The organism is Leifsonia sp. RAF41 (genome assembly GCF_052114085.1).
In the GTDB taxonomy this organism is placed as follows: Bacteria; Actinomycetota; Actinomycetes; order Actinomycetales; family Microbacteriaceae; genus Leifsonia.
In genome coordinates this window covers 2,973,122-2,998,711 of record NZ_JBFREB010000001.1, presented here as the reverse complement: position 1 = coordinate 2,998,711, position 25,590 = coordinate 2,973,122, and the positions used below count along the sequence as shown (strand labels likewise).

22 protein-coding genes are annotated in these 25,590 nt (G+C 70.0%); 8 read left to right on the top strand and 14 right to left on the bottom strand.

The features are described 5' to 3' along the window. Nucleotides 1-19: 19 nt before the first annotated feature. Together AB4Y74_RS14545 and AB4Y74_RS14540 are read left to right on the top strand one after the other, a co-directional pair. Entirely contained in the window at nt 20-3,388 is a 3,369-nt protein-coding gene (locus AB4Y74_RS14545) for an efflux RND transporter permease subunit (protein ID WP_441799773.1), read from the top strand. 88 nt (nt 3,389-3,476) lie between these two features. Then, nucleotides 3,477-4,373 (top strand): arginase family protein, encoded by an 897-nt coding sequence (locus tag AB4Y74_RS14540; protein ID WP_441799772.1) that lies wholly within the window; start codon nt 3,477-3,479, stop codon nt 4,371-4,373. 23 nt (nt 4,374-4,396) lie between these two features. Here the strand turns inward: AB4Y74_RS14540 and hutI are convergent, their stop codons facing one another. The 3 genes from hutI to hutH all read right to left on the bottom strand — a co-directional run bounded on the left by hutI (nt 4,397) and on the right by hutH (nt 8,878). After that, complete coding sequence (hutI, locus tag AB4Y74_RS14535; RefSeq protein WP_441799771.1) at nt 4,397-5,554, bottom strand: imidazolonepropionase; 1,158 nt, start codon at nt 5,552-5,554, stop codon at nt 4,397-4,399. Then, nucleotides 5,551-7,251, bottom strand: a complete 1,701-nt coding sequence (gene hutU, locus AB4Y74_RS14530) for a urocanate hydratase (protein WP_441799770.1) — start codon at nt 7,249-7,251, stop codon at nt 5,551-5,553. The genes hutI and hutU overlap by 4 nt, the downstream gene beginning before the upstream one ends. Nucleotides 7,252-7,345: 94 nt before the next feature. Then, nucleotides 7,346-8,878 (bottom strand): histidine ammonia-lyase, encoded by a 1,533-nt coding sequence (gene hutH, locus AB4Y74_RS14525; protein ID WP_441799769.1) that lies wholly within the window; start codon nt 8,876-8,878, stop codon nt 7,346-7,348. Nucleotides 8,879-8,997: 119 nt separating this feature from the next. Here hutH and AB4Y74_RS14520 point away from each other — a divergent pair, with 119 nt between their 5' ends. Continuing rightward, nucleotides 8,998-9,756, top strand: a complete 759-nt coding sequence (locus AB4Y74_RS14520; RefSeq protein WP_441799768.1) for an IclR family transcriptional regulator — start codon at nt 8,998-9,000, stop codon at nt 9,754-9,756. Between the two features lie 54 nt (nt 9,757-9,810). Here the strand turns inward: AB4Y74_RS14520 and AB4Y74_RS14515 are convergent, their stop codons facing one another. Beyond that, nucleotides 9,811-10,287, bottom strand: coding sequence for a GNAT family N-acetyltransferase (locus AB4Y74_RS14515; protein WP_441799767.1), 477 nt, complete (start codon nt 10,285-10,287; stop codon nt 9,811-9,813). Nucleotides 10,288-10,379: 92 nt separating this feature from the next. Beyond that, nucleotides 10,380-10,967, bottom strand: a complete 588-nt coding sequence (locus AB4Y74_RS14510; protein ID WP_441799766.1) for a Dps family protein — start codon at nt 10,965-10,967, stop codon at nt 10,380-10,382. A gap of 179 nt (nt 10,968-11,146) precedes the next feature. On the opposite strand from AB4Y74_RS14510, the gene AB4Y74_RS14505 reads away from it, so the two are divergent. Continuing rightward, the gene (locus AB4Y74_RS14505; protein WP_441799765.1) at nt 11,147-11,608 is read left to right on the top strand and encodes an Hsp20/alpha crystallin family protein; all 462 of its coding nucleotides are present in this window, start codon (nt 11,147-11,149) and stop codon (nt 11,606-11,608) included. Between the two features lie 32 nt (nt 11,609-11,640). On the opposite strand, the gene AB4Y74_RS14500 is transcribed toward AB4Y74_RS14505, so the two are convergent. Together AB4Y74_RS14500 and AB4Y74_RS14495 are read right to left on the bottom strand one after the other, a co-directional pair. Then, nucleotides 11,641-12,081 (bottom strand): SRPBCC family protein, encoded by a 441-nt coding sequence (locus tag AB4Y74_RS14500; protein ID WP_441799764.1) that lies wholly within the window; start codon nt 12,079-12,081, stop codon nt 11,641-11,643. A 2-nt stretch (nt 12,082-12,083) separates the two neighbouring features. Continuing rightward, the gene (locus tag AB4Y74_RS14495) at nt 12,084-13,628 is read right to left on the bottom strand and encodes a phytoene desaturase family protein (RefSeq protein ID WP_441799763.1); all 1,545 of its coding nucleotides are present in this window, start codon (nt 13,626-13,628) and stop codon (nt 12,084-12,086) included. Nucleotides 13,629-13,893: 265 nt separating this feature from the next. Between AB4Y74_RS14495 and AB4Y74_RS14490 the strand changes: the two genes are divergently transcribed. Beyond that, on the top strand, nt 13,894-16,020 hold the full coding sequence (locus AB4Y74_RS14490; RefSeq protein WP_441799762.1) for a DEAD/DEAH box helicase: 2,127 nt from the start codon (nt 13,894-13,896) through the stop codon (nt 16,018-16,020). Nucleotides 16,021-16,118: 98 nt separating this feature from the next. Here AB4Y74_RS14490 and AB4Y74_RS14485 read toward each other — a convergent pair whose 3' ends face one another. The 3 genes from AB4Y74_RS14485 to AB4Y74_RS14475 form a co-directional block, all read right to left on the bottom strand. Further along, nucleotides 16,119-16,592 carry a MarR family winged helix-turn-helix transcriptional regulator gene (locus tag AB4Y74_RS14485; protein ID WP_441799761.1) on the bottom strand — a complete coding sequence of 158 codons (474 nt, stop codon included), beginning with the start codon at nt 16,590-16,592 and terminating at the stop codon, nt 16,119-16,121. 78 nt (nt 16,593-16,670) lie between these two features. Continuing rightward, complete coding sequence (locus AB4Y74_RS14480; RefSeq protein ID WP_441799760.1) at nt 16,671-18,503, bottom strand: thiamine pyrophosphate-requiring protein; 1,833 nt, start codon at nt 18,501-18,503, stop codon at nt 16,671-16,673. Between the two features lie 123 nt (nt 18,504-18,626). Beyond that, entirely contained in the window at nt 18,627-19,958 is a 1,332-nt protein-coding gene (locus AB4Y74_RS14475) for an NAD(P)/FAD-dependent oxidoreductase (protein ID WP_441799759.1), read from the bottom strand. A gap of 238 nt (nt 19,959-20,196) precedes the next feature. Here AB4Y74_RS14475 and AB4Y74_RS14470 point away from each other — a divergent pair, with 238 nt between their 5' ends. Both AB4Y74_RS14470 and AB4Y74_RS14465 read left to right on the top strand, forming a co-directional pair. Continuing rightward, nucleotides 20,197-21,570: an NAD-dependent succinate-semialdehyde dehydrogenase gene (locus AB4Y74_RS14470; RefSeq protein ID WP_441799758.1), complete on the top strand. Its 1,374-nt coding sequence runs from the start codon at nt 20,197-20,199 to the stop codon at nt 21,568-21,570. A 154-nt stretch (nt 21,571-21,724) separates the two neighbouring features. Then, nucleotides 21,725-22,045 (top strand): DUF7882 family protein, encoded by a 321-nt coding sequence (locus AB4Y74_RS14465; RefSeq protein ID WP_441799757.1) that lies wholly within the window; start codon nt 21,725-21,727, stop codon nt 22,043-22,045. 12 nt (nt 22,046-22,057) lie between these two features. On the opposite strand, the gene AB4Y74_RS14460 is transcribed toward AB4Y74_RS14465, so the two are convergent. Then, nucleotides 22,058-22,933 (bottom strand): aminoglycoside phosphotransferase family protein, encoded by an 876-nt coding sequence (locus tag AB4Y74_RS14460; protein WP_441799756.1) that lies wholly within the window; start codon nt 22,931-22,933, stop codon nt 22,058-22,060. 139 nt (nt 22,934-23,072) lie between these two features. Between AB4Y74_RS14460 and AB4Y74_RS14455 the strand changes: the two genes are divergently transcribed. Then, a complete protein-coding gene (locus AB4Y74_RS14455) occupies nt 23,073-24,452 on the top strand; it encodes a pyridoxal phosphate-dependent decarboxylase family protein (protein ID WP_441799755.1) in 1,380 nt (459 codons plus the stop codon). Between the two features lie 63 nt (nt 24,453-24,515). Here the strand turns inward: AB4Y74_RS14455 and AB4Y74_RS14450 are convergent, their stop codons facing one another. The 3 genes from AB4Y74_RS14450 to AB4Y74_RS14440 form a co-directional block, all read right to left on the bottom strand. Next, a complete protein-coding gene (locus tag AB4Y74_RS14450) occupies nt 24,516-24,770 on the bottom strand; it encodes a DUF6458 family protein (protein ID WP_441799754.1) in 255 nt (84 codons plus the stop codon). Nucleotides 24,771-24,782: 12 nt separating this feature from the next. Beyond that, on the bottom strand, nt 24,783-24,947 hold the full coding sequence (locus AB4Y74_RS14445; protein WP_285115337.1) for a hypothetical protein: 165 nt from the start codon (nt 24,945-24,947) through the stop codon (nt 24,783-24,785). Nucleotides 24,948-25,016: 69 nt separating this feature from the next. Further along, the gene (locus tag AB4Y74_RS14440; protein WP_441799753.1) at nt 25,017-25,508 is read right to left on the bottom strand and encodes a MarR family winged helix-turn-helix transcriptional regulator; all 492 of its coding nucleotides are present in this window, start codon (nt 25,506-25,508) and stop codon (nt 25,017-25,019) included. Nucleotides 25,509-25,590 lie beyond the last annotated feature (82 nt).

Genomic DNA, 25,590 nt, shown 5'->3' with positions numbered 1-25,590 from the left:
TCCCTCGAGGGGAACCCCCGTGCATTTCCTGGCTGTCCTCAGCATGAAGAATCGCGCTCTGATCGCGCTCGTGACGATCGTCGCAGCGATTTTCGGCGGACTCGCGCTCAGCAACCTCAAGCAGGAGCTCATCCCGTCGATCTCCTTCCCCCAGCTCGTGGTGCTCTCCAGCTACCCCGGTGCTTCGCCGGAGGTCGTGAACAACGACGTCAGCACCCCGGTGGAGGCGGCGATCCAGGGCGTTCCGGACCTCGACAGCACGTCAGCGGTCAGCAGCACGAACCAGTCGATCATCACCGTGAAGTTCACCTACGGGACCGACCTGGCGACCGCCGAGCAGAAGATCGACCAGGCGATCAACCGCATCAAGTCGACCCTCCCGTCGGGGGTCGAGCCGCAAGTGCTCTCCGGAAGCATCGACGATCTGCCGGTCATCCAGCTCGCCGTCACCGGCGGGAGCGACCAGCGCAAACTGGGCGACGACATCACGAAGCTGGTGCTGCCGGACATCAAGGATCTGAAGGGCGTCAACGACGCCCAGCTCGTCGGCGAGGTGGGCCGGCGCATCACGATCACGCCCGACCCGGCGAAGCTGGCGGCCGCCGGCGCGTCGACCTCGGCGATCAAGGATGCGCTGCAGCAGAGCGGCGTGCTCATCCCGGGCGGCGCCATCACCGAGGACGGCAAGACGCTGTCCATCCAGTCGGGCACCCAGGTGAACTCGGTTGACGAGATCGCCGGGCTGCCCCTGGTGCGGTCGGCGGGTGCGAGTGCCGGCGGTGCCGCCGGTGCGGGCAAGGCTGGCGTCGGCGGCGCAGCGGGCGCGGGAGCGGGCGCGGCCACCGTCGTCGCCCCCACCACCCCGGCGACGATCGGGTCCGTCGCGACCGTCGCCGAGACCGACGACCCGATCACCTCGCTGTCGCGGGTGGACGGCAAGCCGGCACTGACCATCGCCGTCACCAAGCTGCCCTCGGCCAATACGGTCGAGGTCTCGCACGAGGTCACCAAGCTCATCCCGGACCTGGAGTCGAAGCTCGGCTCCGACGCGAAGGTCACGGTCGTCTTCGACCAGGCGCCGTTCATCACCCAGTCGATCAACTCCCTCACCGAAGAGGGTCTGCTCGGCCTCGCGATGGCCGTCATCGTCATCCTGGTGTTCCTGTTGTCGATCCGCTCGACGCTGGTGACGGTCATCTCCATCCCCACGAGTGTGCTCATCACGTTCATCGTGATGTGGGCCTCCGGCTACACGCTCAACATCATCACGCTCGGCGCGCTCACGATCGCGATCGGACGCGTGGTGGACGACTCCATCGTCGTCATCGAGAACATCAAGCGGCAACTGGTGGCGGGCTCCGACCGGGCGGTCACCATCGTGCGGGCTGTGCGGGAGGTCGCCGGCGCGATCACCGCCTCCACGATCACGACCGTTGCGGTGTTCCTGCCGCTGGCGTTCGTCGGTGACGTGACCGGGGAGCTGTTCCGCCCGTTCGCCGTGACGGTCACGATCGCGCTGTTGTCGTCGCTGCTCGTCGCGCTCACGATCGTCCCGGTGCTCGCCTACTGGTTCCTGCGCGCGCCGAAGGCGCACAAGCACGAGGGCGGCTCCGACGTCGAGTCGGCGCACCTCTCGGTGGACGAGGCGACGACCAGCGGCGTCGACGAGCTCGAGCACCCGTCACGGCTGCAGGCCGGATACCTGCCGATCATCCGCTGGACCCTCAGGCACTCGTGGTTGACCATCGTCGCTGCAGCCGTCGTGCTGGTGCTGACGTTCTTCTCGGTGCCGCTGCTGAAGACGAACTTCCTCGGATCGAGCGGCCAGAACTCGCTGACCGTCACACAGACCCTCGACCCGGGCGCGAGCCTGCAGGCGAAGGACGACGCGGCGAAGGTTGTGGAGCAGAAGCTGCTCGACACCGCGGGCGTCAAGACCGTGCAGGTCTCGATCGGATCCAGTGGATCGTCGCTGCGCGACGCGTTCACCGGCGGCAGCGGCGGCACGACGTTCTCGATCACCACCGACCCGAACGCCGACCAGGCGAAACTGCAGAACACGATCTCGGACGAGATCGCCGGCATCAAGGACCAGGGCGAGATCACGCTCTCGACCTCCAGCGGCTTCGGAGGTTCGAGCGACATCGAGGTGGACATCACCGCGAGCAGCAACGAGGATTTGCAGAAGGCGACGGATTCGGTGGTCGCGCAGCTGGACAAGAAGTCCTCGTTGAAGCAGGTCACCTCCAATCTGAGTGCGTCGCTGCCGTACGTCGCCGTCGAGGTCGACCGGTCGAAGGCCGCCGCGGCCGGTCTCAGCGAGGTCGCCGTCGGCACCCTCGTGTCGCAGGCGATGCAGCCGACGCAGGCCGGTTCGGTTGCCATCGACAACACGACCCTGAAGATCTACCTGCAGAGCGACAACCCGCCGACGACTGTCGCGGGTCTGGCTCAGCTGCCCATCCCGACCGTCACGGGCGTGGTCCCGCTCGACAGCCTTGCCGCGGTCAAGGAGGTCAAGGGGCCGGCGACGGTCACCACTCAGCGCGGTCTCCGTACCGCGAGCGTGACGGCGACACCCGCGACGGACAACCTGACCACGGCCAACGCGGATGTGACGGCGTCGCTCAAGGCGGCCGACTTGCCGGAGGGAGCGACGGCGAAGATCGGCGGTGTCTCATCCAGCCAGTCGGATGCGTTCTCGCAGCTCGGGCTCGCCCTGCTCGCGGCCATCCTGATCGTCTACATCGTGATGGTGGCCACGTTCCGATCCCTGCGTCAACCGCTGGAGCTGCTGGTGTCGGTGCCGTTCGCTGCGACCGGTGCCATCCTGCTGCAGCTCGTTTCCGGCATCCCGCTGGGCGTGGCGTCGCTCATCGGACTGCTGATGCTCATCGGCATCGTGGTGACGAACGCGATCGTGCTCATCGACCTGGTCAACCAGTACCGACAGCGTGGGCTCAGTGTGGCCGACGCCGTCGCGCACGGCGCGTCCCGACGACTCCGGCCGATTCTGATGACGGCCTTGGCCACGATCGCGGCACTGACCCCGTTGGCGATCGGGCTGACCGGGCACGGCGGCTTCATCTCGCAGCCGCTCGCGATCGTTGTGATCGGCGGTCTGATCTCGTCGACCGTACTCACGTTGGTCGTGCTCCCGACGCTGTACAACCTCGTCGAGGGGCGCCGCGAGCGCAAGTCGGCGCGGAGGGCGGCGAAGGATGCGGACCTCGGCGGCGGGGACGGCACGCCCGGCAGCGGCTCGGGTGGAGCGGATGGGCCGTCAGGCGACGGGCCGTCGGGCGACGGGCCGTCCGACGGCGGTCGGTCGCCGGAGAACCCCGAGCCTCCCGTGTTCACGCGGCCGGCAGGCGGCTCCCAGATCTGAGCGGTGCGGCGGCGGGACGTCCGGAATCCCAGACGGGTGGACGTCCGCCGTCCGCCGCGCCCGCCTCCCGCATCGCTAGGGTCGCGGTATGAGCGAGCTAGGGCTGTCCGTCGATCCGTTGTGGCCGCGCGCCGGAGACTGGCCGCCGTTGGGGCCCGACGGCGCCGATCTGACGCTGATCGGCATCCCGACCCATGAGACGTCGCTGTCGCCGACAGGCGCGCACGCGACTCCCGCAGCCGTGCGGGACGCCCTGCGCCGGTACTCGGCGTTCGCTCCAGGGCTCGATGTCGAGGCGCTGCGGTTCGCGGACGCGGGGGACGTGACATCGCCGGACGGACCGGACGGGCGCGAGCGCGCGGCCGCCGCCGTCGCGGAGGCCGTCGGCCGGTCGCGGCTGACGGTCGCGGTCGGCGGCGACAACTCCCTCACCGTGCCGGTCGCGCTCGGTGCGGCGGGGGACGAGCTGGCGTCCGCCGGTCTCATCACTCTCGACGCCCATCACGATCTCCGCGATGGGAGGTCGAACGGCTCACCGGTCCGCGAGCTGCTCGAGTCCGGACTGGACGGCCGCCGAGTCGTGCAGATCGGCATCGCCGACTTCGCCAACTCGGCCGCCTACGCGCGGCGGGCCGCAGAGCACGGCATCACGGTGATCACGCGCGGCGAACTGCACACCCGGTCGATCGAGGATGTGATGGCGGAGGCGATGGAGATCGCCGGCTCGGCCGGCGGGCCGGTTCACGTCGACCTGGATGTGGACGTCTGCGACCGTTCCGTCGCCCCGGGGTGCCCGGCCTCGGTGCCCGGCGGCCTGGCTGCGTGGGAGCTGCGCCGGTTCGCCCGCCTGGCGGCAGCATCCCCGTTCGTCCGTTCGATCGACATCGCCGAGGTGGACGCAACCGCCGACGCCCCCGACGCCCGCACCGTCCGTCTGGCCGCTCTCCTCGTCCTCGAGGCCGCCGCCGGCCTCGCCTCCCGCTGACCCCCCTCGCTAGCGGCGGCTAGCTACGCGTGGAGGGTGCGGGCGACGAGGGGGACGCCGGGACGGTAGGCGAGGTGCACGTAGGTGGGGGCGTGCAGGACGACGAGGTCGGCTCGGGCACCCACCCGGAGGTGGCCGACGTCGTCACGGCGCAGCGCGGCCGCACCGCCGCGGGTGGCGGCCTCGAGCGCTTCGGCGGGAGTGAGCCCCAATTCACGCACCGCCAGCGCGATGCAGAACGGCATCGACGAGGTGAAGGACGAACCCGGGTTGCAGTCGCTCGCGAGCGCGATCGTGGCTCCCGCATCCCGCAGCCGTCGGCCCGACGGGTACGGGTGCCGGGTCGAGAACTCGACGCCCGGGAGGAGCGTCGCGACGGTGTCGGAGGCGGCCAGCCGCTCCACATCGTCATCGCTCAGGTAGGTGCAGTGGTCGACGCTCGCCGCATCCAGTTCGACCGCCAGAGCGACACCGTCGCCCGGGCCGAGTTGCGCGGCGTGCAGGCGGACACCGAGCCCGCGAGCAGCACCTGCGGTCAGGATGCGGCGGGCCTGTTCGACCGTGAAGGCACCCGTCTCGCAGAACACGTCGATCCAGCGCGCGTACGGAGCGCAGGCATCGAGCATGGGGCCCGTGACAAGGTCGGTGTACGCGTCGGAGTCGTCGGCGAACTCGTCCGGGACGACGTGCGCGCCGAGAAAGGTCGTCTCGTCGGTCACTTCGCGCGCCAGCCGGAGCAGCCGCTCCTCGTCGGCGACGGTGAGCCCGTACCCGCTCTTGACCTCGAACGTGGTCGTGCCCTGGGTGCGGAGCTCGGCGACGAAGCCGGCGAGCCGTGACCGCAGCGCGTCATCCGTCGCAGTGCGCGTCGCCGCGACCGTGGAGCGTATTCCGCCCGCGGTATACGGCTGCCCCGCCATCCGCGCCTCGAATTCTGCGGCCCGGTCACCGGCGAACACGAGGTGCGTGTGCGAGTCCACGAAGCCGGGGATCACGGCCGCGCCATCGACTTCAATCACCGCGTCGGCGTCGGAGTTCGGCGCCGAAGATGCCGGACCTGTCCAGGCGATGTGGCCGTCCACCATCAGAACCGCGGCGTCCTCGACCAGCCCGAGTGGTCCGGAATGCGCGGGATCGAATGTGACCAGCTCGCCGATCCCGGTGACCAGGGTCGCCGTCATCGCCGCGTCGCGGTCTGCTCACGCATCGGGATGCGCAGCCCGCGCTCCTCGGCGACCTCCACCGCGCGGTCGTAGCCGGCGTCGACATGCCGCATCACGCCCGTGCCCGGATCGTTGGTCAGCACCCGCTCGATCTTCTCGGCGGCAAGCGGCGTCCCGTCGGCGACGACGACCTGGCCCGCGTGGATGCTGCGTCCGATCCCGACGCCGCCGCCGTGGTGCAGCGACACCCAGGTCGCGCCGGACGCGGTGTTCAGCAGCGCGTTGAGCAGCGGCCAGTCGGCGATGGCGTCCGAGCCGTCGGCCATCGACTCGGTCTCCCGGTACGGGGAGGCGACCGAGCCCGAGTCGAGGTGGTCACGGCCGATGACGATCGGGGCGGAGAGTTCGCCCGAGGCGACCATCTCGTTGAACCGCAGCCCGGCGAGGTGCCGCTCCTTGTATCCCAGCCAGCAGATGCGCGCCGGAAGGCCCTCGAAGTGCACCTTCTCGCCGGCCTGGGTGATCCAGCGTCGCAGGTGCTCGTCCTCCGGGAACAGCTCCAGCACGGCCCGGTCGGTCGCGGCGATGTCGGCGGGATCGCCACTCAGCGCCACCCAGCGGAACGGACCTTTGCCCTCGGCGAAGAGGGGCCGGATGTAGGCGGGGACGAAGCCGGGGAAGTCGAACGCGCGATCGTAGCCGCCCAACTGCGCCTCCGTGCGGATCGAGTTGCCGTAATCGAACACCTCGGCGCCGGCATCCTGGAACCCGACCATCGCCTCGACCTGGGCGGCCATCGAGCGGCGGGCGTCCTCGGTGAACCGCTCGGGGTCGGCGGCGGCACGGTCGTGCCACTCCGCGACGCCATAGCCGGAGGGGAGGTACGAGAGCGGGTCGTGCGCGCTGGTCTGGTCGGTCACGATGTCGATCGGAACGCCGCGGCGCAGCAGCTCGGGGAACACCTCGGCGGCGTTGCCCACCACTCCGACGGAGACGGCCCGACCCGCATCCTTGGCGGCCAGCGCCTGCGCGACGGCGTCGTCGAGGTCGGTGGCGAGCACGTCGAGGTAGCCGTGGTCGACGCGGCGCTGCAGGCGGGAGCGGTCCACATCCACGATCAGGACGGCGCCCCCGTTGAGCGTGACCGCGAGCGGCTGCGCCCCGCCCATGCCGCCGCATCCGCCGGTCAGGGTGAGAGTGCCCGCGAGCGACCCGCCACTGTGCTCGTCGGACCCACCCTGCCGGGCGGCGAGCTTGCGCGCTACCGCGCCGAAAGTCTCATAGGTGCCCTGCAGGATGCCCTGCGAGCCGATGTAGATCCACGATCCGGCGGTCATCTGGCCGTACATCGTCAGCCCGAGCGCCTCCAGGCGGCGGAACTCGGGCCACGTCGCCCAGTCGCCGACGAGGTTGGAGTTGGCGATGAGAACGCGAGGCGCCCATTCGTGGGTACGGAACACACCGACCGGCTTCCCGGACTGCACCAGCAGCGTCTCGTCCGCCTCCAGGTCGCGGAGGGTGGCGACGATCGCATCGAACGCCTCCCAGCTGCGTGCCGCCCGCCCGGTGCCGCCGTAGACGACGAGGTCGTCCGGCCGTTCTGCGACTTCGGGGTCGAGGTTGTTCATCAGCATCCGCAGCGGCGCTTCCGTCTGCCAGCTCTTGGCGCTGAGCTCCGTGCCGCGTGCAGCGCGAACCGGTCGTGCTCCATCCATCGTTCTCGATTTCCTTTCGACGATTCATCGCTTCCTCGATTAGTCCGCGCCACGACGGCGTTTCAGCGGATTAAGTGAGGAAGCGATTGTGGGGTCAGGGGAGGGGGGAGGCGGCGCGGAGGGCGCCGGACGTGACGAGGACGTAGGCGGCCTCGATCTCGGGGGAGAGGTGGCGGTCGGGGCCGGGGCCGGGGACCGTCAAGCGCAGGGCGGCGATCACGGCGCCGGTCGCCGGGCCGGGCCGGAGCGGTGCACGTAGGTCGGCGCCGCGGGCGGCGGTCATGACCTCGATCGCGATCACGCGGGCCAGGCCGTCCAGGGCGCGGCGCAGCTTACGGGCGGCCGCCCATCCCATCGACACGTGGTCCTCCTGCATCGCGGACGAGGGGATGCTGTCCACCGACGCGGGCGTCGCCAGCCGCTTGAGCTCGGAGACGATACCGGCCGCGGTGTACTGCGCGATCATCAGTCCGGAGTCGACGCCGACCTCGTGCGCGAGGAAGGGTGGCAGTCCCTGGTTCCGCGCCGGGTCGAGGAAGCGGTCGGTGCGGCGCTCCGACATGCTCGCGACGTCGGCGACCGCGATCGCCAGGAAGTCGAGCACGTACGCGACCGGCGCTCCGTGGAAGTTGCCGTTCGACTCGACGCGGCCGTCGAGGGTCAGCACGGGGTTGTCGACCGCCGACACGAGTTCGCGGCCGGCGACCAGCTCGGCGTGCGCAAGCGTGTCGCGGGCGGCGCCGTGCACCTGCGGCGAGCAGCGCAGCGAATACGCATCCTGGACGCGCGTGCACTCCGGGCCCTTGTGGCTGGCGACGATGGGCGAGCCGGCGAGCATCGTCCGGATGTTCGCCGCGGCGACCGCCTGGCCCGCCTGCGGCCGCAGCCGCTGCAGGTCGTCCGCGAACACGGCGTCGGTCCCGAGCAGCGCCTCGACGCTCATGGCCGCAGCGATGTCGGCGTCGGTCAGCAGACCGTGCAGGTCGTGGATGGCGAGCGCCAGCATCCCGAGCATCCCGTCGGTTCCGTTGATGAGCGCCAGGCCCTCCTTCTCGGCCAGGACGACCGGTCGGATGCCCGCAGCCGCCAGCGCGTCCGCCGCGTCCACGAGCTCGCCGTCGACCCGCACCCGGCCTTCGCCCATGGCCGCGAGGGCGCAGTGCGCGAGCGGCGCGAGGTCGCCGGAGCAACCGAGCGAGCCGTACTCGTGGACCACGGGGGTCACACCGGCGTTGAGCAGGGCGGCATACGTCTCGACCGTCTGCGGTCGGGCGCCGGTGCGGCCGGTCATCAACGTCGAGAGGCGCAGCAGCATCAGCGCGCGCACGACCTCACGCTCGACCTCCGGGCCGGAGCCCGCGGCGTGGGACCGCACCAGACTGGCCTGCAGCTGGGCGCGACGGTCGCCGGGGATGAACGTGGTGGCCAGTGCCCCGAACCCGGTCGAGATCCCGTAGTGCGGCTCCGTGTCGTCGGCCAGCGCTTCCACGATGGCGCGAGACGCGGCCACGCCGGCGAGGGACTCGGCGTCGAGTTCGATGCGGGCGTCGTGGCGGGCGACGGCGACGACGTCGTCGACGCTGAGGGGGCCGGCGCCGACGGTCACGAGGGTCTGGGTCTGGAGCATGCTCCGATCTTCGCGGCGCGGCATCGTCGCGCGCGCCGGCTGTAGGCTGCTCGGTGTCCGGGATCCCAGACAGCGCAAGCAGTGCCGCGATCGGCGCACCGAGGGCGGAGGTGGATGCGATGAGCAAGGTTCCCGCGGCCGAGAACACGCTCCGGATCCTCGTCTACCTGGGCACGCAGCGCGGGCCGGTCCCGGCGGCCGCGATCGCTACGGCGCTCGGCCTCCCCCGCTCCACCGTGTATCACCTGCTCGCCGTTCTCACCGAGCACGGCTTCGTGCTCCATTTCCCGGAGGCGAGACGCTACGGCCTCGGCGTCGCAGCGTACGAGCTGTCCAGCGGATTCTCTCGGCAGCAACCCCTCAGCCGGCTCGGCCGCCCGATCGTCGCGGCGTTGGTGGATGCGCTCGGCGAGTCCGGCCACGTCGCCGTGCTGCACGGACGAGATGTCGTCTACATCGTGGAGGAGCGCGCGCCGCGCCGGCCGCGCCTGGTGACGGATGTGGGGGTCCGGCTCCCGGCGCACCTGACCGCCAGTGGCCGAGCGCTGCTCGCGACGCTGCCCCGTGAGCAACTGCGCGCACTGTACCCGGACTCCGGCGCCTTCGAGGACCGCACCGGCTCCGGCCCGCACTCGTACGCCGAGCTCCGCCGCGTCGTGGCGGAGGCGCGCGAGCGGGGCTATGCCACGGAGGACGGCGACGTGACGCCGGGCTTCGCCTCGGTCGCGGTGTCGGTACGCGACCACGCCGGGTGGCCGGCGGCCGGCATCGCGGTCACGTTCCCGCGCGAGAACGTACCGGCGGAGGGGTGGGATGCGCTGGCCGCGCGGGTGCGCGACGCGGCGGCGGAGCTGTCCCGCCGTATCCGGGGGAGCTGATCCACTCGGGAAACGAAGGAAGGTGCGTCTGGTGGCGCGTGTCTTCGACGCCTCTCAGCGGGCAGTGACCGCCAGTGGCTTCGCGTAGCAGATAGAGAACTGGCCGTCGACGTAGGCGCCGAAATTCGGGATGCGCTCGTAACCCGAACTCTCGTACAGCGCGATCGCCGCGTCGTGCAGCGGCCCGGTCTCCAGGCGGAGCTCGGCGATCCCCGCTTCGGCGGCCGCCGCCTCCACGGCTGCCAGCAGCCCGCGCGCCAGGCCCTGACCGCGCGCATCCGCGTGCACGAACATCCGCTTCAATTCGGCGTACATCGGTGCACCAGGATCGACCACCAGCGCCGCGATGCCGAGTGCGCGCCCGTCGCTCCGGCCCACGAACAGCGTGACGCCCGGCTTCTCCAGCTCACTCACATCGAGCAGGTAGCAACTGTCGGCGGGATAGAGCCCGAGCGCGAAGTCGTCGCTCAGCCGCAGCAGCTGCTCGATGTCGGGCTGTCGCGGCGGCTCGGGGCGGATCTCGGTCGGCATGCGCCCGATGGTAGCCGCGGCATGTGTCCGTCGTATTACGTGGATGGATGCGGCCGCCGCCAGGGCGCCCGCCGCATCCACTCACGAAGGGGTCAGGCCCGGCTGGGCGTCCGGTTCTCGGCGCTGACCATCCAGGCGTACTGCTCGAGACGCTCGATGATGGCGTGCAACAGGTCGGCCGATGTCGGGTCCTCCTCGTCGACGTCGTCGTGCACGTCGCGCATCGTCCGCACCACGGCTTCCAGCCGCTCGGTGATGAGGTCGACGGTCTCCCCGGTCTCGACCTCGCCGTTCGGGAACTCGGGGAGGCTGGTCTGCTCGGCCACGGTGGCGCTGCGGCCGTCGGGAGTGGCGTGCAGGGCACGGAGGCGCTCGGCGATCGTGTCGCTGAACTCGCGGGCGGCCTCCACGATCTCGTCGAGCTGCAGGTGCAGGTCGCGGAAGTTGTGTCCGACCACGTTCCAATGTGCCTGCTTCCCCTGCAGGTGCAGCTCGATCAGGTCGACGTGCACGCGCTGCAAGTTCTGGGCGAGCTCCGTCGAGGCGACGAAGCCGTGCTCCGCGTGCTCTCGCCGGGTCGGGGCGACGCCGACGGCGCTGGTGCGTCGCACGGCGGCGGTCTTGGGTGCGCCCTTCTTGGCGCTGGTCTTGGTACTCGTCTTGGTCTCGCTCACGGCCACGATGGGTCCTTTCTGCTCGAGGAACACAGCGCACGATAGGCCGCACCGGCACCCGTCGGAAGCGGGTTGACACGGTGGTTTTTGTCTTGGCACTCTCCGGGTAGGAGTGCTAATATCTGTGGCCGAAAGGGGGCACAAAGCGCCTCTCATCAGCTCAATTGAAGGAAGGGGTACATCCAATGGCCATGTCGTTCGATCCTTTCTCCCAGTTGGACAGGATCGCGCAGAGCGTCTTCGACACCAGCCGCCAGCCGCGGATCATGCCGGTCGACCTGTTCCGCGAAGGTGACCGCTACATCCTGAACGCCGACCTGCCCGGGGCCGACCCCGCGTCGGTGGATGTGGATGTCGACGGCCACCTGCTGACCATCCGCGCCGTCCGCAGCGCCGCCGACCGCGACGGCGCACGGTGGCTCGCGCAGGAGCGCCCGTACGGCGCGTACCTGCGCCAGTTCACGATCGGCGACGACGTCGATCCGGACGGGATCACGGCGTCGTATGACAACGGCGTGCTGAGCGTCATGATCCCGATCGCCGAGCGGGCCAAGCCGCGCAAGATCGCGGTGGAGTCGACGCGGTCCGAGTCCATGCGGACCGAGTCGACGCGCGACCGAGGCACCCGAGCGGTCTCGGCCGGCTAGCACGAGCCGCACGCGGGTCCGAGGGCGCGTCGCTACTGGGCGGCGCGCCCTCGCGCCGTCCACTCCAGCCGACGCAGTGCCTCGGCGTTCCGCACGTGCAGCAGCGCGTCCGCAATCACACCGGGAAGTCGTGTGACCAGGCCGGTGTGGGGGTGCTCCTCGATACGGACGATGCACCCCCCGCCGCGCGGCTTCACGTCGATGATGACGCGCTCGGTGCCGAACGGGCGCGTCTTCGCCTCCAGCACCATCCGGCGCGGAGGGTCCCACTCGTCGACGCGGGTCTCATCGTTCAGCACCAGAGGCCAGACGCCGATCGAGTGGTGGAGGCGCGAGCCGACCGCGGGGTAGCGGTCGTCGGCGGCGCGCAGCCGGGAGGCGCCGACGACCCAGGTGGGATACACCCACGGGTCGGCGAGGACGTCGAACACCTGCTCGGGCGTGCAGGCCATGCGGCGGACGTTGACGGACATGTTCACTGCTCCGGGAGGGTGTGGGGATGGATGGCGTCGGGCACGAGCGTCGCGTCCGGTGCTGGGATGGTCTGGCCGGGACCGGGCGCGAGGTCCGGCATCCGGGTGAATCCGAATTCGTGGCGCAGCGCACTGCGAGCCGCATAGTAGCCGCCCAGCCCGTGGACGCCAGGCCCGGGGGCAGCGGAGGCGGAGGCGAGGTAGAGTCCGCGGCCGGGCATGCGCCACGGGTCGGACGAGAGCACCGGACGCGCGACGAGCTGCGCGAAGTCGGGGGCCCCGGCCGAGATGTCGCCGCCGATGTAGTTCGGGTTGTGCTGCTCCATCTGCACGGCGTTCATGGTTGACGTTCCGATGATCAGGTCGCGGAATCCGGGCGCGAACTGCTCGATGCGGTGGATGATCGCCTCGGTGCGGTCCTCCGTCGATCCGCGCGGCGTGTGCGTGTAGGTCCACAGCACGTGCTTGCCCGCCGGCGCGCGCGTCGGGTCGAAGAGCGAAGGCTGGGAGAGCAGCACGTACGGGGGCTCGCTGTGGCGTCCGGCATCCACCGCATTCTCGGCACGTGCGACATCGCGGCGAGTGCCGCCCAGGTGCACGGTCGCTGTTTCGAAGAGCTCTGGGTTGGTCCACGGCACGGGCCCGGAGAGGGCGAAGTCGGCTTTGAAGACGCCGTTGCCGTCGCGGAAGCGGGAGATGCGCCGGAGGTACCCGGCCGGCAGCCGGTCCTCTCCGAGACGCGCTGCGGTCGCGACGTGGGTGTCGAAGACGATCACCCGCGCGTCGGGCAGGTCGGCCAGTGAGTCGATCTGGGTATCCGTGACGATCTCGCCGCCGTGTGCCCGGACATCCGCGGCCATCGCCTCCGCGATCGCCTGACTGCCACCCACCGGAATGGGCCAGCCGCGGGCGTGGGCATACGTGGCGAGCGTGAGGCCCGCCGCTGCGCCCGCAAGGCTCGGCAGGGGAAGGGTGGTGTGCGCGAACACGCCGGAGAGCAGGGCGCCGGGAGCCTCCGTGCGGAACGGCAGATCCCACCACGGTCCGCCCTGGGCGAGTGCCGTCAGACCGAACCGGGCAGCGACGAGGGGATGCCGCGGCACCTGCACGATCTGCGACCCCGTGAACTGCGCCACGGCGTCCGCCTCGCGCACCAGAGGGCCGAGCAGGTTCCGCCAGGCGGGGCCGTCCACTCCGAGCGCGTCGGCCGTGCGCTCGAGATCCAGGTACGCCATCGCCACGCGCCCTCCGTCGAGGGGGTTGCCGTACGACGCCGAGGGCACCACGAAGGGCACGCGCTTCTCGAGGCCGAACTTCCGGAAGAAACCGGAAGCGAAGGCGAGCGGATGGACGGCCGAGCAGATGTCGTGCCGGAAGCCCGGAAGCGTGACCTCCTCGGTGCGCAGGCCACCACCGATGGTGGCGTTGCGCTCGTAGACCCGCACCGACAGGCCGGCGCGCGCGAGCGTGACCGCAGCGGAGAGACCGTTCGGACCCGAACCGATGACGATCGCGTCCAGCCTGTCCGTGGAGGTGCCTGCGCTCATACCTCCCTGTATACCCCGCAGCTGCTCCCGTGCGGAGGGCGATCGGCAGCCCGTTCTCAGCATCCATCCGCTATCGTAGGGAAGTCGGCTCTTGACACTGCGCGATCTGCGCGGATGGGTTTGTCAGTCAAGTGGGCCGGTTCTGCACCCGATAGGCGGTGCAGATCACACAATCGTGAACGGCCCCGGACACAGTTCGCCCGGGATTCATTCGGTGCGTTTACGCGCGCCGCCGAGCACTCGACATAACCCAGGAAGCACATCCATGCCCGGATTCAGCAACGAACGACGATCGCAACCCTCACGCTCCGCCGCCCCCAAGAGCGGCAGCCGCAGCCCCAAGCACCGCGGCTACCGCGCCGAAGAGCCGGCCGACGGCAAGAAGGCTCGCTGGAGCACCGAGGAGCGGGCCGCTCGCGGCCGCTCCACGTACGGCACCCGCGACGGCGGCTCCGGCCGCGACGGCGGCTCCTCCCGCGACGGCGGCTCCGGCCGCGGCGCCAGCTCCGGCCGCGGCGCCAGCTCGCGCGGCGACCGCCCCAACTGGGAGCCCCGCGGCAAGGACGCCCGCCGCACCGAGCGCGAATGGGACGACCGTTCGCAGCGCCAGGACCGGCCCCGTCGCTCGTTCGACGACCGCGCCGAGCGTCCGCGTCGCGACCAGGACGACCGTCCGCGCCGTCAGTTCGACGACCGTGCCGACCGTCCGCGTCGTGACTTCGGTGACCGCACGGAGCGTCCGCGTCGTGATCAGGATGAGCGTCCGCGTCGTTCGTTCGACGACCGCGCCGAGCGCCCGCGTCGTGACTTCAACGACCGCGCGGAGCGTCCGCGCCGTGACTTCAGCGACCGCACTGACCGTCCGCGTCGCGACCAGGACGACCGTCCGCGCCGTCAGTTCGACGACCGTGCCGAGCGTCCGCGTCGCGACTTCAGCGATCGTACGGAGCGTCCGCGTCGCGACTTCGACGAGCGTCCGCGCCGTCAGTTCGACGACCGTGCCGAGCGTCCGCGTCGCGACTTCAGCGACCGCAGCGACCGTCCGCGTCGCGACTTCGACGAGCGTCCGCGCCGCCAGTTCGACGACCGTGCCGAGCGACCGCGTCGCGACTCCTCCTTCTACCCGTCGCGCGACGAGAAGCCGGCCTTCACGCCGACCGAGGATGTCGTCCTCGATCGCCTCGAGGCCGATGCCATCCAGGCCAAGGATGTCGAGGGCGTGACCTTCGCCGACCTCGGCCTCGGAGGCAACATCGTCCGTGCGCTCGCCGACCTGGGGGCGGAGAAGCCGTTCCCGATCCAGGCCGCCACCCTGCCCGACGTGCTGGCCGGCAAGGACGTCCTCGGACGTGGCCGCACCGGTTCCGGCAAGACGATCGCCTTCGGTGCCCCGCTCGCCGAGCGGCTGATGCAGCTGTGGGCCGAGTCCGGCAAGGCCGGTGGCAAGCGCCAGCTGGGCCGCGCCCCGCGGGCGCTCATCCTCGCGCCGACGCGCGAGCTCGCGCTCCAGATCGACCGCACTGTGCAGCCGATCGCCCGCAGCGTCGGTCTCTTCACCACGCAGATCTACGGCGGCGTCCCGCAGGGTCGCCAGGTCGGTGCGCTGCAGCGCGGCGTCGATATCGTGATCGGCACGCCGGGCCGCATCGAGGACCTCCTCGAGCAGGGCCGACTCGACCTCAGCGAGGTGCAGATCACCGTCCTGGATGAGGCCGACCACATGTGCGACCTCGGGTTCCTCGAGCCGGTGCAGCGCATCCTGCGTCACACCGCCGACGGTGGCCAGCGTCTGCTCTTCTCGGCCACCCTCGACTCGGGTGTCGCCAAGCTGGTGGACGAGTTCCTCGTCGACCCGGCCGTGCACGAGGTGGCGGGCGAGGACCAGCAGTCCTCGACCATCGACCACCGCGTCCTGGTCATCGAGCACCGCGACAAGGGCGCCATCATCGAGCAGCTCGCGGACCGCGACGGCAAGACCCTCGTCTTCGCCCGCACCCGCGCGTTCGCCGAGATGCTCGCCGACCAGCTGGACGACGCCGGCATTCCGGCCGTCAGCCTGCACGGCGACCTGAACCAGTCCCGCCGTACGCGCAATCTCGCCCAGCTCACCAGCGGTCGCGTGAACGTGCTGGTCGCGACGGATGTCGCCGCCCGCGGCATCCACGTCGACGACATCGACCTGGTGATCCAGGCCGACGCCCCGGACGAGTACAAGACGTACCTGCACCGCTCCGGCCGCACCGGCCGCGCCGGCAAGCAGGGCACCGTCGTGACGCTCATCCCGAAGCAGCGTCAGCGCCGCATGACCGAGCTCCTCGGTCGCGCCGAGATCGCCGCGGACTTCGTCCCCGCTGCCCCCGGCGACGACGTCCTCCTCACCCTCGGGCAGTAACCGCCCGCGCGCACTCCGCCCACCGCCGAGTCCGCGAAGATTGCACAGACACGCCGCCTGGCGTGTGCAGTCTTCGCGGACTCGACGGTGGGCGTTTGTCAGTGGGAGGCGGGCTGCTTCAGGGTGAAGCGGCCGTCTTCGGAGGGCTCGACGCCGGCGGCGGCGGCGAACGCGGCGAACGACAGTGCGGCGGCCTCGCGGTCTGCCGGATCCATCGCTGCGAACACCTCGGCCAGGGCGTTGCGCCGGTGCGCGATCACCCGCTCCACCAGCTTCTCGCCCTCTCGCGTGAGGGTGAGTTGCACGTAGCGCCGGTCCTGCGGATCCTCGCGCCGCTCGAGGAGTCCGGCGCGCACCAGCTTCTCGCTGGTCCGCGTCGCGTTCGACGCGTGGACGCCCAACTCGACCGCGATGTCGCCCGGGTTCTGTGGGCCGCGCGTCGCGATGAAGACCAGCACACGGAGCTGCGGCGAGCTGACGAGGTGCTCGACCTCCATCACCGAGCGTGCGGCGACGTGCATCAGCACATCGGCTGCTCGCAGGGCTGCATCGACCTGTTCCTCGTCGCTCACGACTCCTTTTTACCGTGAAAGCCTTGCGGGGCCGCAAGCCTTGCGCGATTTTGCGCACCCCGCCGCATCCCGGCCTTCCTATTGGACGTCGTCGCCGTCGTGATCGCGCCGCACGGCGCTCTTGACGCGCTCCACTCCCTCCGTGACGAGGGATACGGCCGAGTCCTTGATCGCTCCGAGTCCCTCCGGGTCACCCTTCATCAGCGCCTTGGCGGTGTTCACCGCGAACTCGGCCGTGATGTGCGGCGGAAGCGGCGGGACGTTGCGACTGGTGTGCGCGTCGATCAGGGTCACCCCGCGGTGGGCGAACGCCGCATCCCACGCCGCCGCGACATCGTCATCACCGGTGACGGTGATGCCGTTGAAGCCGAGCAGCCGCGCCCAACCGGCGTAGTCCACCGATTCGACGTCCTGAGAGGTGGACCAGACCGGGTTGCCGTCCTCCGTCCGCATTTCCCACGACACCTGGGTCAGATCGTCGTTGTGCAGGACGAGCACGATGAATGTCGGGTCGGACCAGCGCGACAGGTACTTCTTGAGAGTGATGAGCTCGTTCATGCCGAGCATCTGGAAGGCGCCGTCCCCGATGGTGCAGACCACGGTGCGATCGGGGTACGCGAACTTGGCCGCCTCGGCGTACGGCATCGCCGCAAGCATGCTCGCGAGCCGTCCGGAAAGGTCGCCGAGCATCCCGTCGTGGAGGCGGATGTACTGGCCGTACCAGTCGGCGCTGGTTCCCGCGTCGGCGGTGACCACCGCGCCCGCCGGGAGCCTCTTGTTCAATTCCTGGTACACGCGGCGCGGGTTCACGCCGTCGTCGTAGACCTGCTCCGCCTGCGCGGTGAGCTCGTCGTCCCACTTCGCCATGTCGCTGGCGACCTTCTCCTGCCATGACAGGTCGTCCTTCCGCGTCAGAAGGGGGATGAGTCCAGCCAGCGCCGTCTTCACGTCGGCCCACATGCTGACCTCGGTCGGGTATCGCAGGCCCAGCTGCTCAGGCCGGAGGTCGATCTGGACGGCGCGCGCCTGCCCGGTCGCGGGCAGGAACTGCCCGTACGGGTAGTTGGTGCCGAGCAGGACGAGGGTGTCGCAGTCCTTCATCTGCAGGTAGCTCGCGCGGGAGCCGAGCAGGCCCAGCTGCTGGGTGTGGAACGGCACGTCGGATGGCACCACCTGCTTGCCGCGCAGGCTGGTGATGATGCCGGCGCCGGCGAGCTTCGCCGCCTCCAGTACCTCCGCCGTCGCGCCGTTCGCGCCGTGCCCGACCAGGAAGGTGACACGTTCGCCGGCGTTGATGATGTCGGCGGCCGCCCGAAGCTGCTCCTCCGGCGGTGCGATGGCGGTGGAGGGCGCGACGGCGCTGGAGCGGGAGTGCCACATCTCGGCGCCCGGCTCCACCATCTTCTGGCCCTGCACGTCGTGAGGCAGGATGATCACGGTCGGCTGGAGGCGGGTGATCGCCGTGCGGAAGGCGGTGTCCACCACCGCTTGCGCCTGGGCGGGCGAGACGATGGTCTGCACGTACGCCGCGACGTCCGAGAACGTCCGCTCGAGGTTGCTCTCCTGCTGGTTGAAGGTCCCCAGCGAGTCGAGGCCCTGCTGGCCGACGATGGCGACCACCGGCTGGTTGTCCATCTTGGCGTCGTACAGCCCGTTGATGAGGTGAAAGCCGCCCGGGCTGGAGGTTGCGATGCACACGCCCACCTCGCCGGTGAACTTGGCGTGCGCCGTCGCCATGAAGGCGCAGATCTCCTCGTGCGTCGGCCGGATGTACTCCAGGCCCTCTCCGGCGCGTTCCGCCTTGCCGAGTGCACCGTCGAACTCCCCGATCCCGTCTCCGGGGAATCCGAAGACGCGTCGCACGCCCCACTCCCGGATGCGCTCGATCACGAATTCGCTCACGGTCGTCATGGTCTCTCCTTGTCGTTCGGCTCCCCCTCGCCATCCAACGCTTCGAGGGGCGCGCGTCAACGGCCCATCGCGACGACCGATGGGCGGCGCGGGCGAGCGGCTCCTAGCTGCCTCTCGGCGACCTCAGGGCTCGGACTGCTCGCGAGCTGCCTCTCGGAAGCGCTCGCGAGGCTGCGGGAACGCGCTCACCGGGGCGTCGTCCCGCGGTGTGAGCCCGTTTCCGATCCAGCCGAGGACCAGCCGGAACCGGCGACCCACGCTCGGAAGGGCGATCGCGTGATAGACCTTGTCGACGGCCCACGCGGGGAACCCCCGGAGGGGCACCCCGCGGACGACCGCCGCCCCGTGCATGCCGCCATAGCTGGCCAGCGTGCCGAGCGAGCGGTGCCGGTATTCGACCAGTGGTCGACCGCTGAGTGCTCGACGCAGGTTGTCTGCGAGCACGCTGGCCTGCCGGATTGCGTTCTGCGCGTTGGGCGGGTAGTACGCGGGCTGGCTGGGAGCCATCAGGTCGGGCACTTGCGCGTCGTCTCCGAGCGCCCACACCCCGTCGACCGGTGTGCCGTCGGCGGACACCGCCTGCAGGGTCGCGGCGCACTGCACATGGCCTTTCTTCCCGCGCGGGACGTCCGTACGCTCCAGCACGGGATTCGGCCTGATGCCGGCGACCCACACGATCGTGTCTGACGGATGGGTCTCACCGTTGCTGAGCACGACGTCGCCGTCCTCGCACGAGTTCATCTCGGTGTCCAGGAGCACCCGGATGCCGCGCCGGCGTAGCAGCTGCAGCGTCCAAGCGGAGAGCGCCTCGGTGAGCTCCGCCGCGATCCGGCCCGCCGCCTCGACCAGCAGCCAGGTCATCCGCTCGCCGTCCAGATTCCGGTACCTGCCGAACTCGGCGGACGCGAGACGCTGCAACTCAGCGATCGCTTCGACGCCGGTGTAACCGCCCCCGACGAAGACGAATGTCAGTGCGCGTCGTCGCGCCTCCGGGTCAGCCGTCGCCGCCGCGAAGCGGATGCGCTCGAGCACGTGATCGCGAAGGTATCCAGCCTCCTCGACGCTCGAGAAACCGACGGCGTTGGCGGCGAGTCCAGGGATGGGCAGGGTCTTGGTCACCGCGCCCAGAGCGAACACCACGTGGTCATACCGAAGCGCCCTCTCCGTGCCGTCGAGGACGCGCACGACGGCCACCTTCGCGACTGTGTCCACCGACTCCACCGAACCGGCTACCAAGTCGACATGCTTCAGTTGGCGGCGCAGCGGCACAACGCTGTTGGCCGCCTGTGTCTCGCCGCCGGCCACCTCGGGTAACAGCGGTTTATAGGTGAGGTACGGCTGCGGGTCAACCACGGTGAGTCGGAGGCGTTTCGACGCGGCGTCCCGTCGCAGCGCGCGGGCGAGGGCGAACCCCGCGAACCCTGCTCCCAGGATGACGATGTGCGGCTCAGCCATCGGCCACTCCTTCCCGTTCGGGATACGGCCCTGATCTCACTCCATTGAACGCCGCGCGTGCCCTCATGGGGCGTACCGATTCGAAAGCTCGCGCACGAGGATCCGCGAAGGGGCTCGACGGTTGGACGCGACGTCGAGCGTTCCGGGAGCGGCTGGACGCTGTGGCGAGTCACAGTGGCCCCGGAGGCCGTACTGTGAGGATGGGCTAGACCCGTTTCAGCGAAGAATGAGGAGTGCCATGAGCTACGCCGTGACCAACCCCGCCACCGGCGAGACGGTCAAGACCTTCGACACCATCAGCGACGCCGACCTGACGGCCGCGATCGCCGCCGCCGACGACACGTTCCGCACGTGGTCGCGTTCGACCACCGGGCAGGAGCGCGCCGCTCTCATCCGCCGCGTCGGCGAACTGCACCTGGAGCGCCGCCAGGAGTTGGCGGACATCATCGTGCTCGAGATGGGCAAGCCGGTCGAGCAGGCGCTCGCCGAGGTCGATTTCGCGGGTGCGATCTACGAGTATTACGCCGACCACGCGGACGAGTTCCTGAAGGACGAGCCGATCACGCTGCTGGACGGCGACGGCACCGCCGTCATCCGCCGCTCGGCTCTCGGAGTGCTGCTCGGCATCATGCCCTGGAACTTCCCGTACTACCAGGTGGCGCGCTTCGCCGGCCCGAACCTGGTGATCGGCAACACCATCCTGCTCAAGCACGCGGAGCAGTGCCCGGAGTCGGCGGCCGCGATCCAGCAGATCTTCCTCGACGCGGGCTTCCCCGAGGGCGCGTACATCAACATCTACGCCGACCACGACCAGATCGAGACCGTCATCGCGGACCCACGTGTGCAGGGTGTCTCGCTCACGGGCTCGGAGCGCGCCGGCGCGAAGGTCGCCGAGATCGCCGGCCGCAACCTGAAGAAGGTCGTGCTCGAGCTCGGCGGTTCCGACCCGTTCATCCTGCTCTCCACCGACGACCTGGATGCGGCCGTGCAGAACGCGGTGGATGCGCGTCTCGACAACAGCGGCCAGTCCTGCAACGCGGCCAAGCGGTTCGTCGTCATCGACGAGCTCTACCCGTCGTTCCTCGAGAAGTTCACGGCCAAGCTGGCCGAGGTCGAGGCCAGTGACCCGACCAGCGACGAGTCGGCGCTCGGCCCGCTCTCGTCGCTGAAGGCGGCGGAGAACCTCGACGAGCAGGTGAAGCGCGCGGTCGAGAACGGCGCCACCCTGGTCCGCGGCGGAGGCCGTAACGGAGCGTTCTTCGAGACCACGGTGCTCACCGACGTGACGCCGGAGAACCCGGCGTCGCAGGAGGAGTTCTTCGGACCGGTCGCGCAGGTCTTCCGCGCGCAGGACGAGGAGGAGGCGGTCCGCATCGCCAACGACACCCCGTTCGGACTCGGCTCCTACCTCTACACCACCGACAAGGAGCAGGCCGAGCGCGTCGCGAACCGCATCGAGGCCGGCATGGTCTTCGTCAACGTCGTCCTCGCCGACGGAGCCGAGCTGCCGTTCGGTGGCGTGAAGCGGTCCGGTTCGGGACGCGAGCTCGGCCGGTTCGGCGCCGACGAGTTCGTCAACAAGAAGCTCATCCGCGTCGGCAACGACTGGTAGGGCACCCAGCAGCCTCTAAAAACGGAGGAGGTCACGGTCGATTCGGTCGTGACCTCCTCCGTTTTCCGTTGCCCGGCGCCCAGGCAGCGCTCGACGCCCTCGCGAGCGCTTCAGTAGCGTACGGTGAGCGTGGAGGTGCCTTGTGGGATACCTGATGTACGACAGCAGCACGCAGATCTCGTTCGAGGACCGCGTGCTGGCACACCTCGAGGTGGTGATCGTCTCGAAGCTGCGCCGCAAGGAGTCATTCGCCCTCAGTTGGCGGGAGGCTTCGGAGAACGGGGACGGGCGGACGACCATCTGGATCGACCCGTCGATCCCGCTGCGGTTCCGCTACAGCGGGTCGCGTCTGCCGTCGCTGGATCGCGACTGGGTCGAGCGGCTGGCCACGGCCGCGGCGAGTTCCAGCGGGCTCATCGCCATCGACGAGGACGGCCAGCCGGTGACCGGGTCCACGCACGAGCGCGGGATGTAGCGCCCGCTCCGCTCACTCCTCCAATTGCTCCAGCGCGTGCCGGGCCAGTGCGGCCATGCGCGGATTGTCGTCGGAGGCCGTCGCGAGTGCCGAGGCCATCGCCACGGCCCAGCCGCGCGCACGTCGCCAGGTGGCGGCGTCAGGTTGGTGGTTGAGCGCTCGCCGGAAGCGCCCGCGGGCGTCCCCGTCGAATGTCAGCCACGCGGTCGCCAGATCGGTCGCGGGATCGCCAGAGGTCACATCCCCGAAGTCGAGCACCGCGGCGAGCGAACCGTCGGGACCGAGCAGCAGATTGCCCGGGTGCAGGTCGCCGTGGAGCAGAATGGGCGGACCGTCCCAGGCGGGGGCGTCGAGCGCTCGGCGCCACGCCTCCTCCAGGTGCGCCACCTCCATCCGTCCGGCGAGGGACCTCAGGCGCGTTCGCACTGCCTCGTGCCGCGAGGCGAGCGGCACGCCGCGGACCGGGTTGCGGGGCGCATCCGGCGCGGGGATGGCGAGCTCGCCGACGAAACCGGCGAGCGGCTCCGCCAGGGGCGTGCGGGCGTCCGTGCCCACCGAGGCGCCGTCCGTCCCGTCGAACCACTCGACGACGCTCCAGGGCCACGGAAAGGTCGCAGAGGGGATACCGACGCGGATCGGCACGGGCACCGGTGCGCTGACGCGCGCGGCGATGCCGGGCAGCATGAGCTGCTCATGCTCGATCAGGTGTGCGGCGACCTCCCGGCGGGGGACTCGGACGGCGAACCGCTCGCCCAGCCGGTACAGCTGGTTGTCCCAGCCGTCGGACACCAGGCGGAGCTCCGCCCGAAGCTCCGGATGCTGCTCGGCGATGAGGCGATCGACGAGCGCCGCGTCGGTCGGGATGTCGGCCGCGGGTGTGTCACTCACCGCTCGAACGTAGCAGAACGAGCGATAGCGGAGCCGATCACGCGTGATTCGTGCGTCTGCGCACGCGATGCGCAACGTCGTTGCAGATGAGGGCAAACGGATGCTCGATCTGTGTGAAAGCATATCCGTCGGAGGTTCCATGTCCCAGAAGCCCACCCCGCTCCACGACCGCATGCACGCGGTGACGCCCGAGACCCGGGAGCTCGTCGACCTCGTGCTCGACTACTCGCGCCGCCGCATCCTGAGCGAGGACACCCCGCTCGACAAGCCGTTGCCCGAGTTCGAACTGCGCCGGCTTGCCGGCCAGACCGTCTCCGAGACGGGAATCGGCGCCGAGCGCGCCCTCGCCCTGTTCGAGCACGTCCTCGCGCCCGCCTGCATCACCACGGACCACCCGCGCTACCTGTCGTTCATCCCGACCGCGCCCACGAAGGCGGCGACCGCATTCGACCTGGTCGTGTCCGCGAGTGCCGTCTACGGCGGATCGTGGCTGGAGGGCTCCGGCGCCGTTTACGCCGAGAACCAGGTGCTCTCCTGGCTGGCGGGCGAGTTCGGGTTGCCGTCCACCGCTGGCGGCGTCTTCGTGCAGGGCGGGACGCTCGGCAACCTGTCCGCCCTGGTCGCCGCGCGCGACGCGGCCCGGACCGAGCGCGGGAACCCCGCCGGTCGCTGGGTGATCGTCTGCAGCGCCGAGGCGCACTCGTCCATCTCGTCCGCCGCCCGGGTGATGGATGTGGAGGTCGTCGCCGTCTCGCCCGGCGAGTCCGGCGTCCTGACGGGTGATGTCGTGCGTCCGGCGCTCCAGGAGTACGGGGATGCGGTGTTCGCGGTGGTCGCAACCGGCGGCTCCACCAACTTCGGCATCGTCGACGACATCGCGTCGGTGGCCGCACTGAAGTCGGAGTTCTCGTTCTGGCTGCACGTCGACGGCGCGTACGGCCTCGCCGGCATGCTGTCTCCGCTCGCGCGGGACCGGTTCGCGGGGGTCGAGCACGCAGACTCCGTCATCGTCGACCCGCACAAGTGGCTGTTCGCGCCGTTCGACGCGTGCGCGCTCATCTACCGCGACCCCGAGGCCGGTCGGCGCGCGCACACCCAGCACGCCGAGTACCTGGACACGTTGACGGACAACACCGAGTGGAGCCCCTCCGACTACGCCGCGCACCTGACCCGGCGCGCCCGCGGCCTGCCATTCTGGTTCTCGCTCGCCTCGCACGGTGCGGCGGCCTACCGCGACGCGGTCACCGCGTCCATCCGGCTGGCCGAGCAGATCGCCGACGAGATCGAGCGGCGCGACGGCTTCCGCCTGGTGCGCCGACCGCAGCTCTCCGTGGTGGTCTTCGAACGGGACGGCTGGAGCAAGGAGGACTACGCCGTGTGGTCCGCCCGTCTGCTGGACGAGCAGCGCGCGTTCGTCACCCCGAGCTCGCACGCGGGCCGGCCGAACACGCGGTTCGCCATCCTGAACCCGCTCACGACGTTCGACGACCTGGCGGGCATCCTCGACACGATGGACTGACGCCGGAAATGCAGAAGACCCCGTGCCGTGAGCACGGGGTCTTCTGGGTTTCAGAGAGGGGTGTCAGACGATGTCGTCCGACTCGCCCGTCCGGCGCGTGATCCGCTCACCCGTCGCAGGATCGACGGCCGTACGGGTGGTAGCGACGGAAGTGCGACGCCGGGTGAGCAGCACGATCCCGATGATGATGCCGATGACTCCGGCCACCATCAGGATGTACCCCACCAGGTGCAGGTCGATCCAGCCGACCTGGAGGTTGAGGGCGAACGCGAGGATCGCGCCCACCACGACGAGGAAGATCCCCGCGCCGAGACTCATGGGTGCCTCCGCCTAGACTCGACGGCTCCCCGTGAGCAGCCGCACCAGCCAGACGATCACAGCCAGGACGAGCAGGATGATGCCGACCCACAGGAGGAAGTTCAGCGAGGAAACGAACCCACCGGTGAGCAGCAGGATGATCGCGATGATCGCGACGATGATGAGCAGGATGTTCATGGAGAAGTGTCCTTTCCTAGACGGGATCCACGAAACAACTACTTCAAATGCCTAGCAATCCCCTTGACTTCAGGTTCGTTTGGTTCTAGCGATGCGTTCCGCCGCGATGCGGTCGACCGTTTCGCGCATCTTGGTGAGGAAGCGTGTCACGGTCTCCGCTTCATCCGGGCTCAACTCCGCTGTCGCGGCCGCGATCTGTTCCTGCGCCGCCGCGAGAAGGGGACCGGTGTCGCCCAGAGCCGCGCGGGTCGGGAGCAGCTCGACGGAACGCTTGTCGATGCGGCTCGGCCGCCGCTCGACGAAGCCGGCGCGGGCCAGCCGGTCGACGAGCAGGGTTGTGGAGGCGCTGGAGACGCCGAGGTACGCACTGATGTCCTTCGCGAAGGTGGGCCGCCCGGCCGCCGTGTTGTCGAGGATGAGGCGGAGCGCGAGCAGATCGTTCTCGCCGATCCCCATAGCCGAGCCGGTGCGTCGGCGCATGGCCGCCTCCGCCGCACGATAGACCTGCAGCGCCTCGAGAACGCCCGTGTCGGGCGGAGTCGCTTCCGGTTCGTGCTTCACCCTCCCCAGTGATGCCCTCCTCTGCCCGGGACGCAACGGGGGTGGACCTTACTGTCGGCGGATTCACGGCCACAAGATGGGC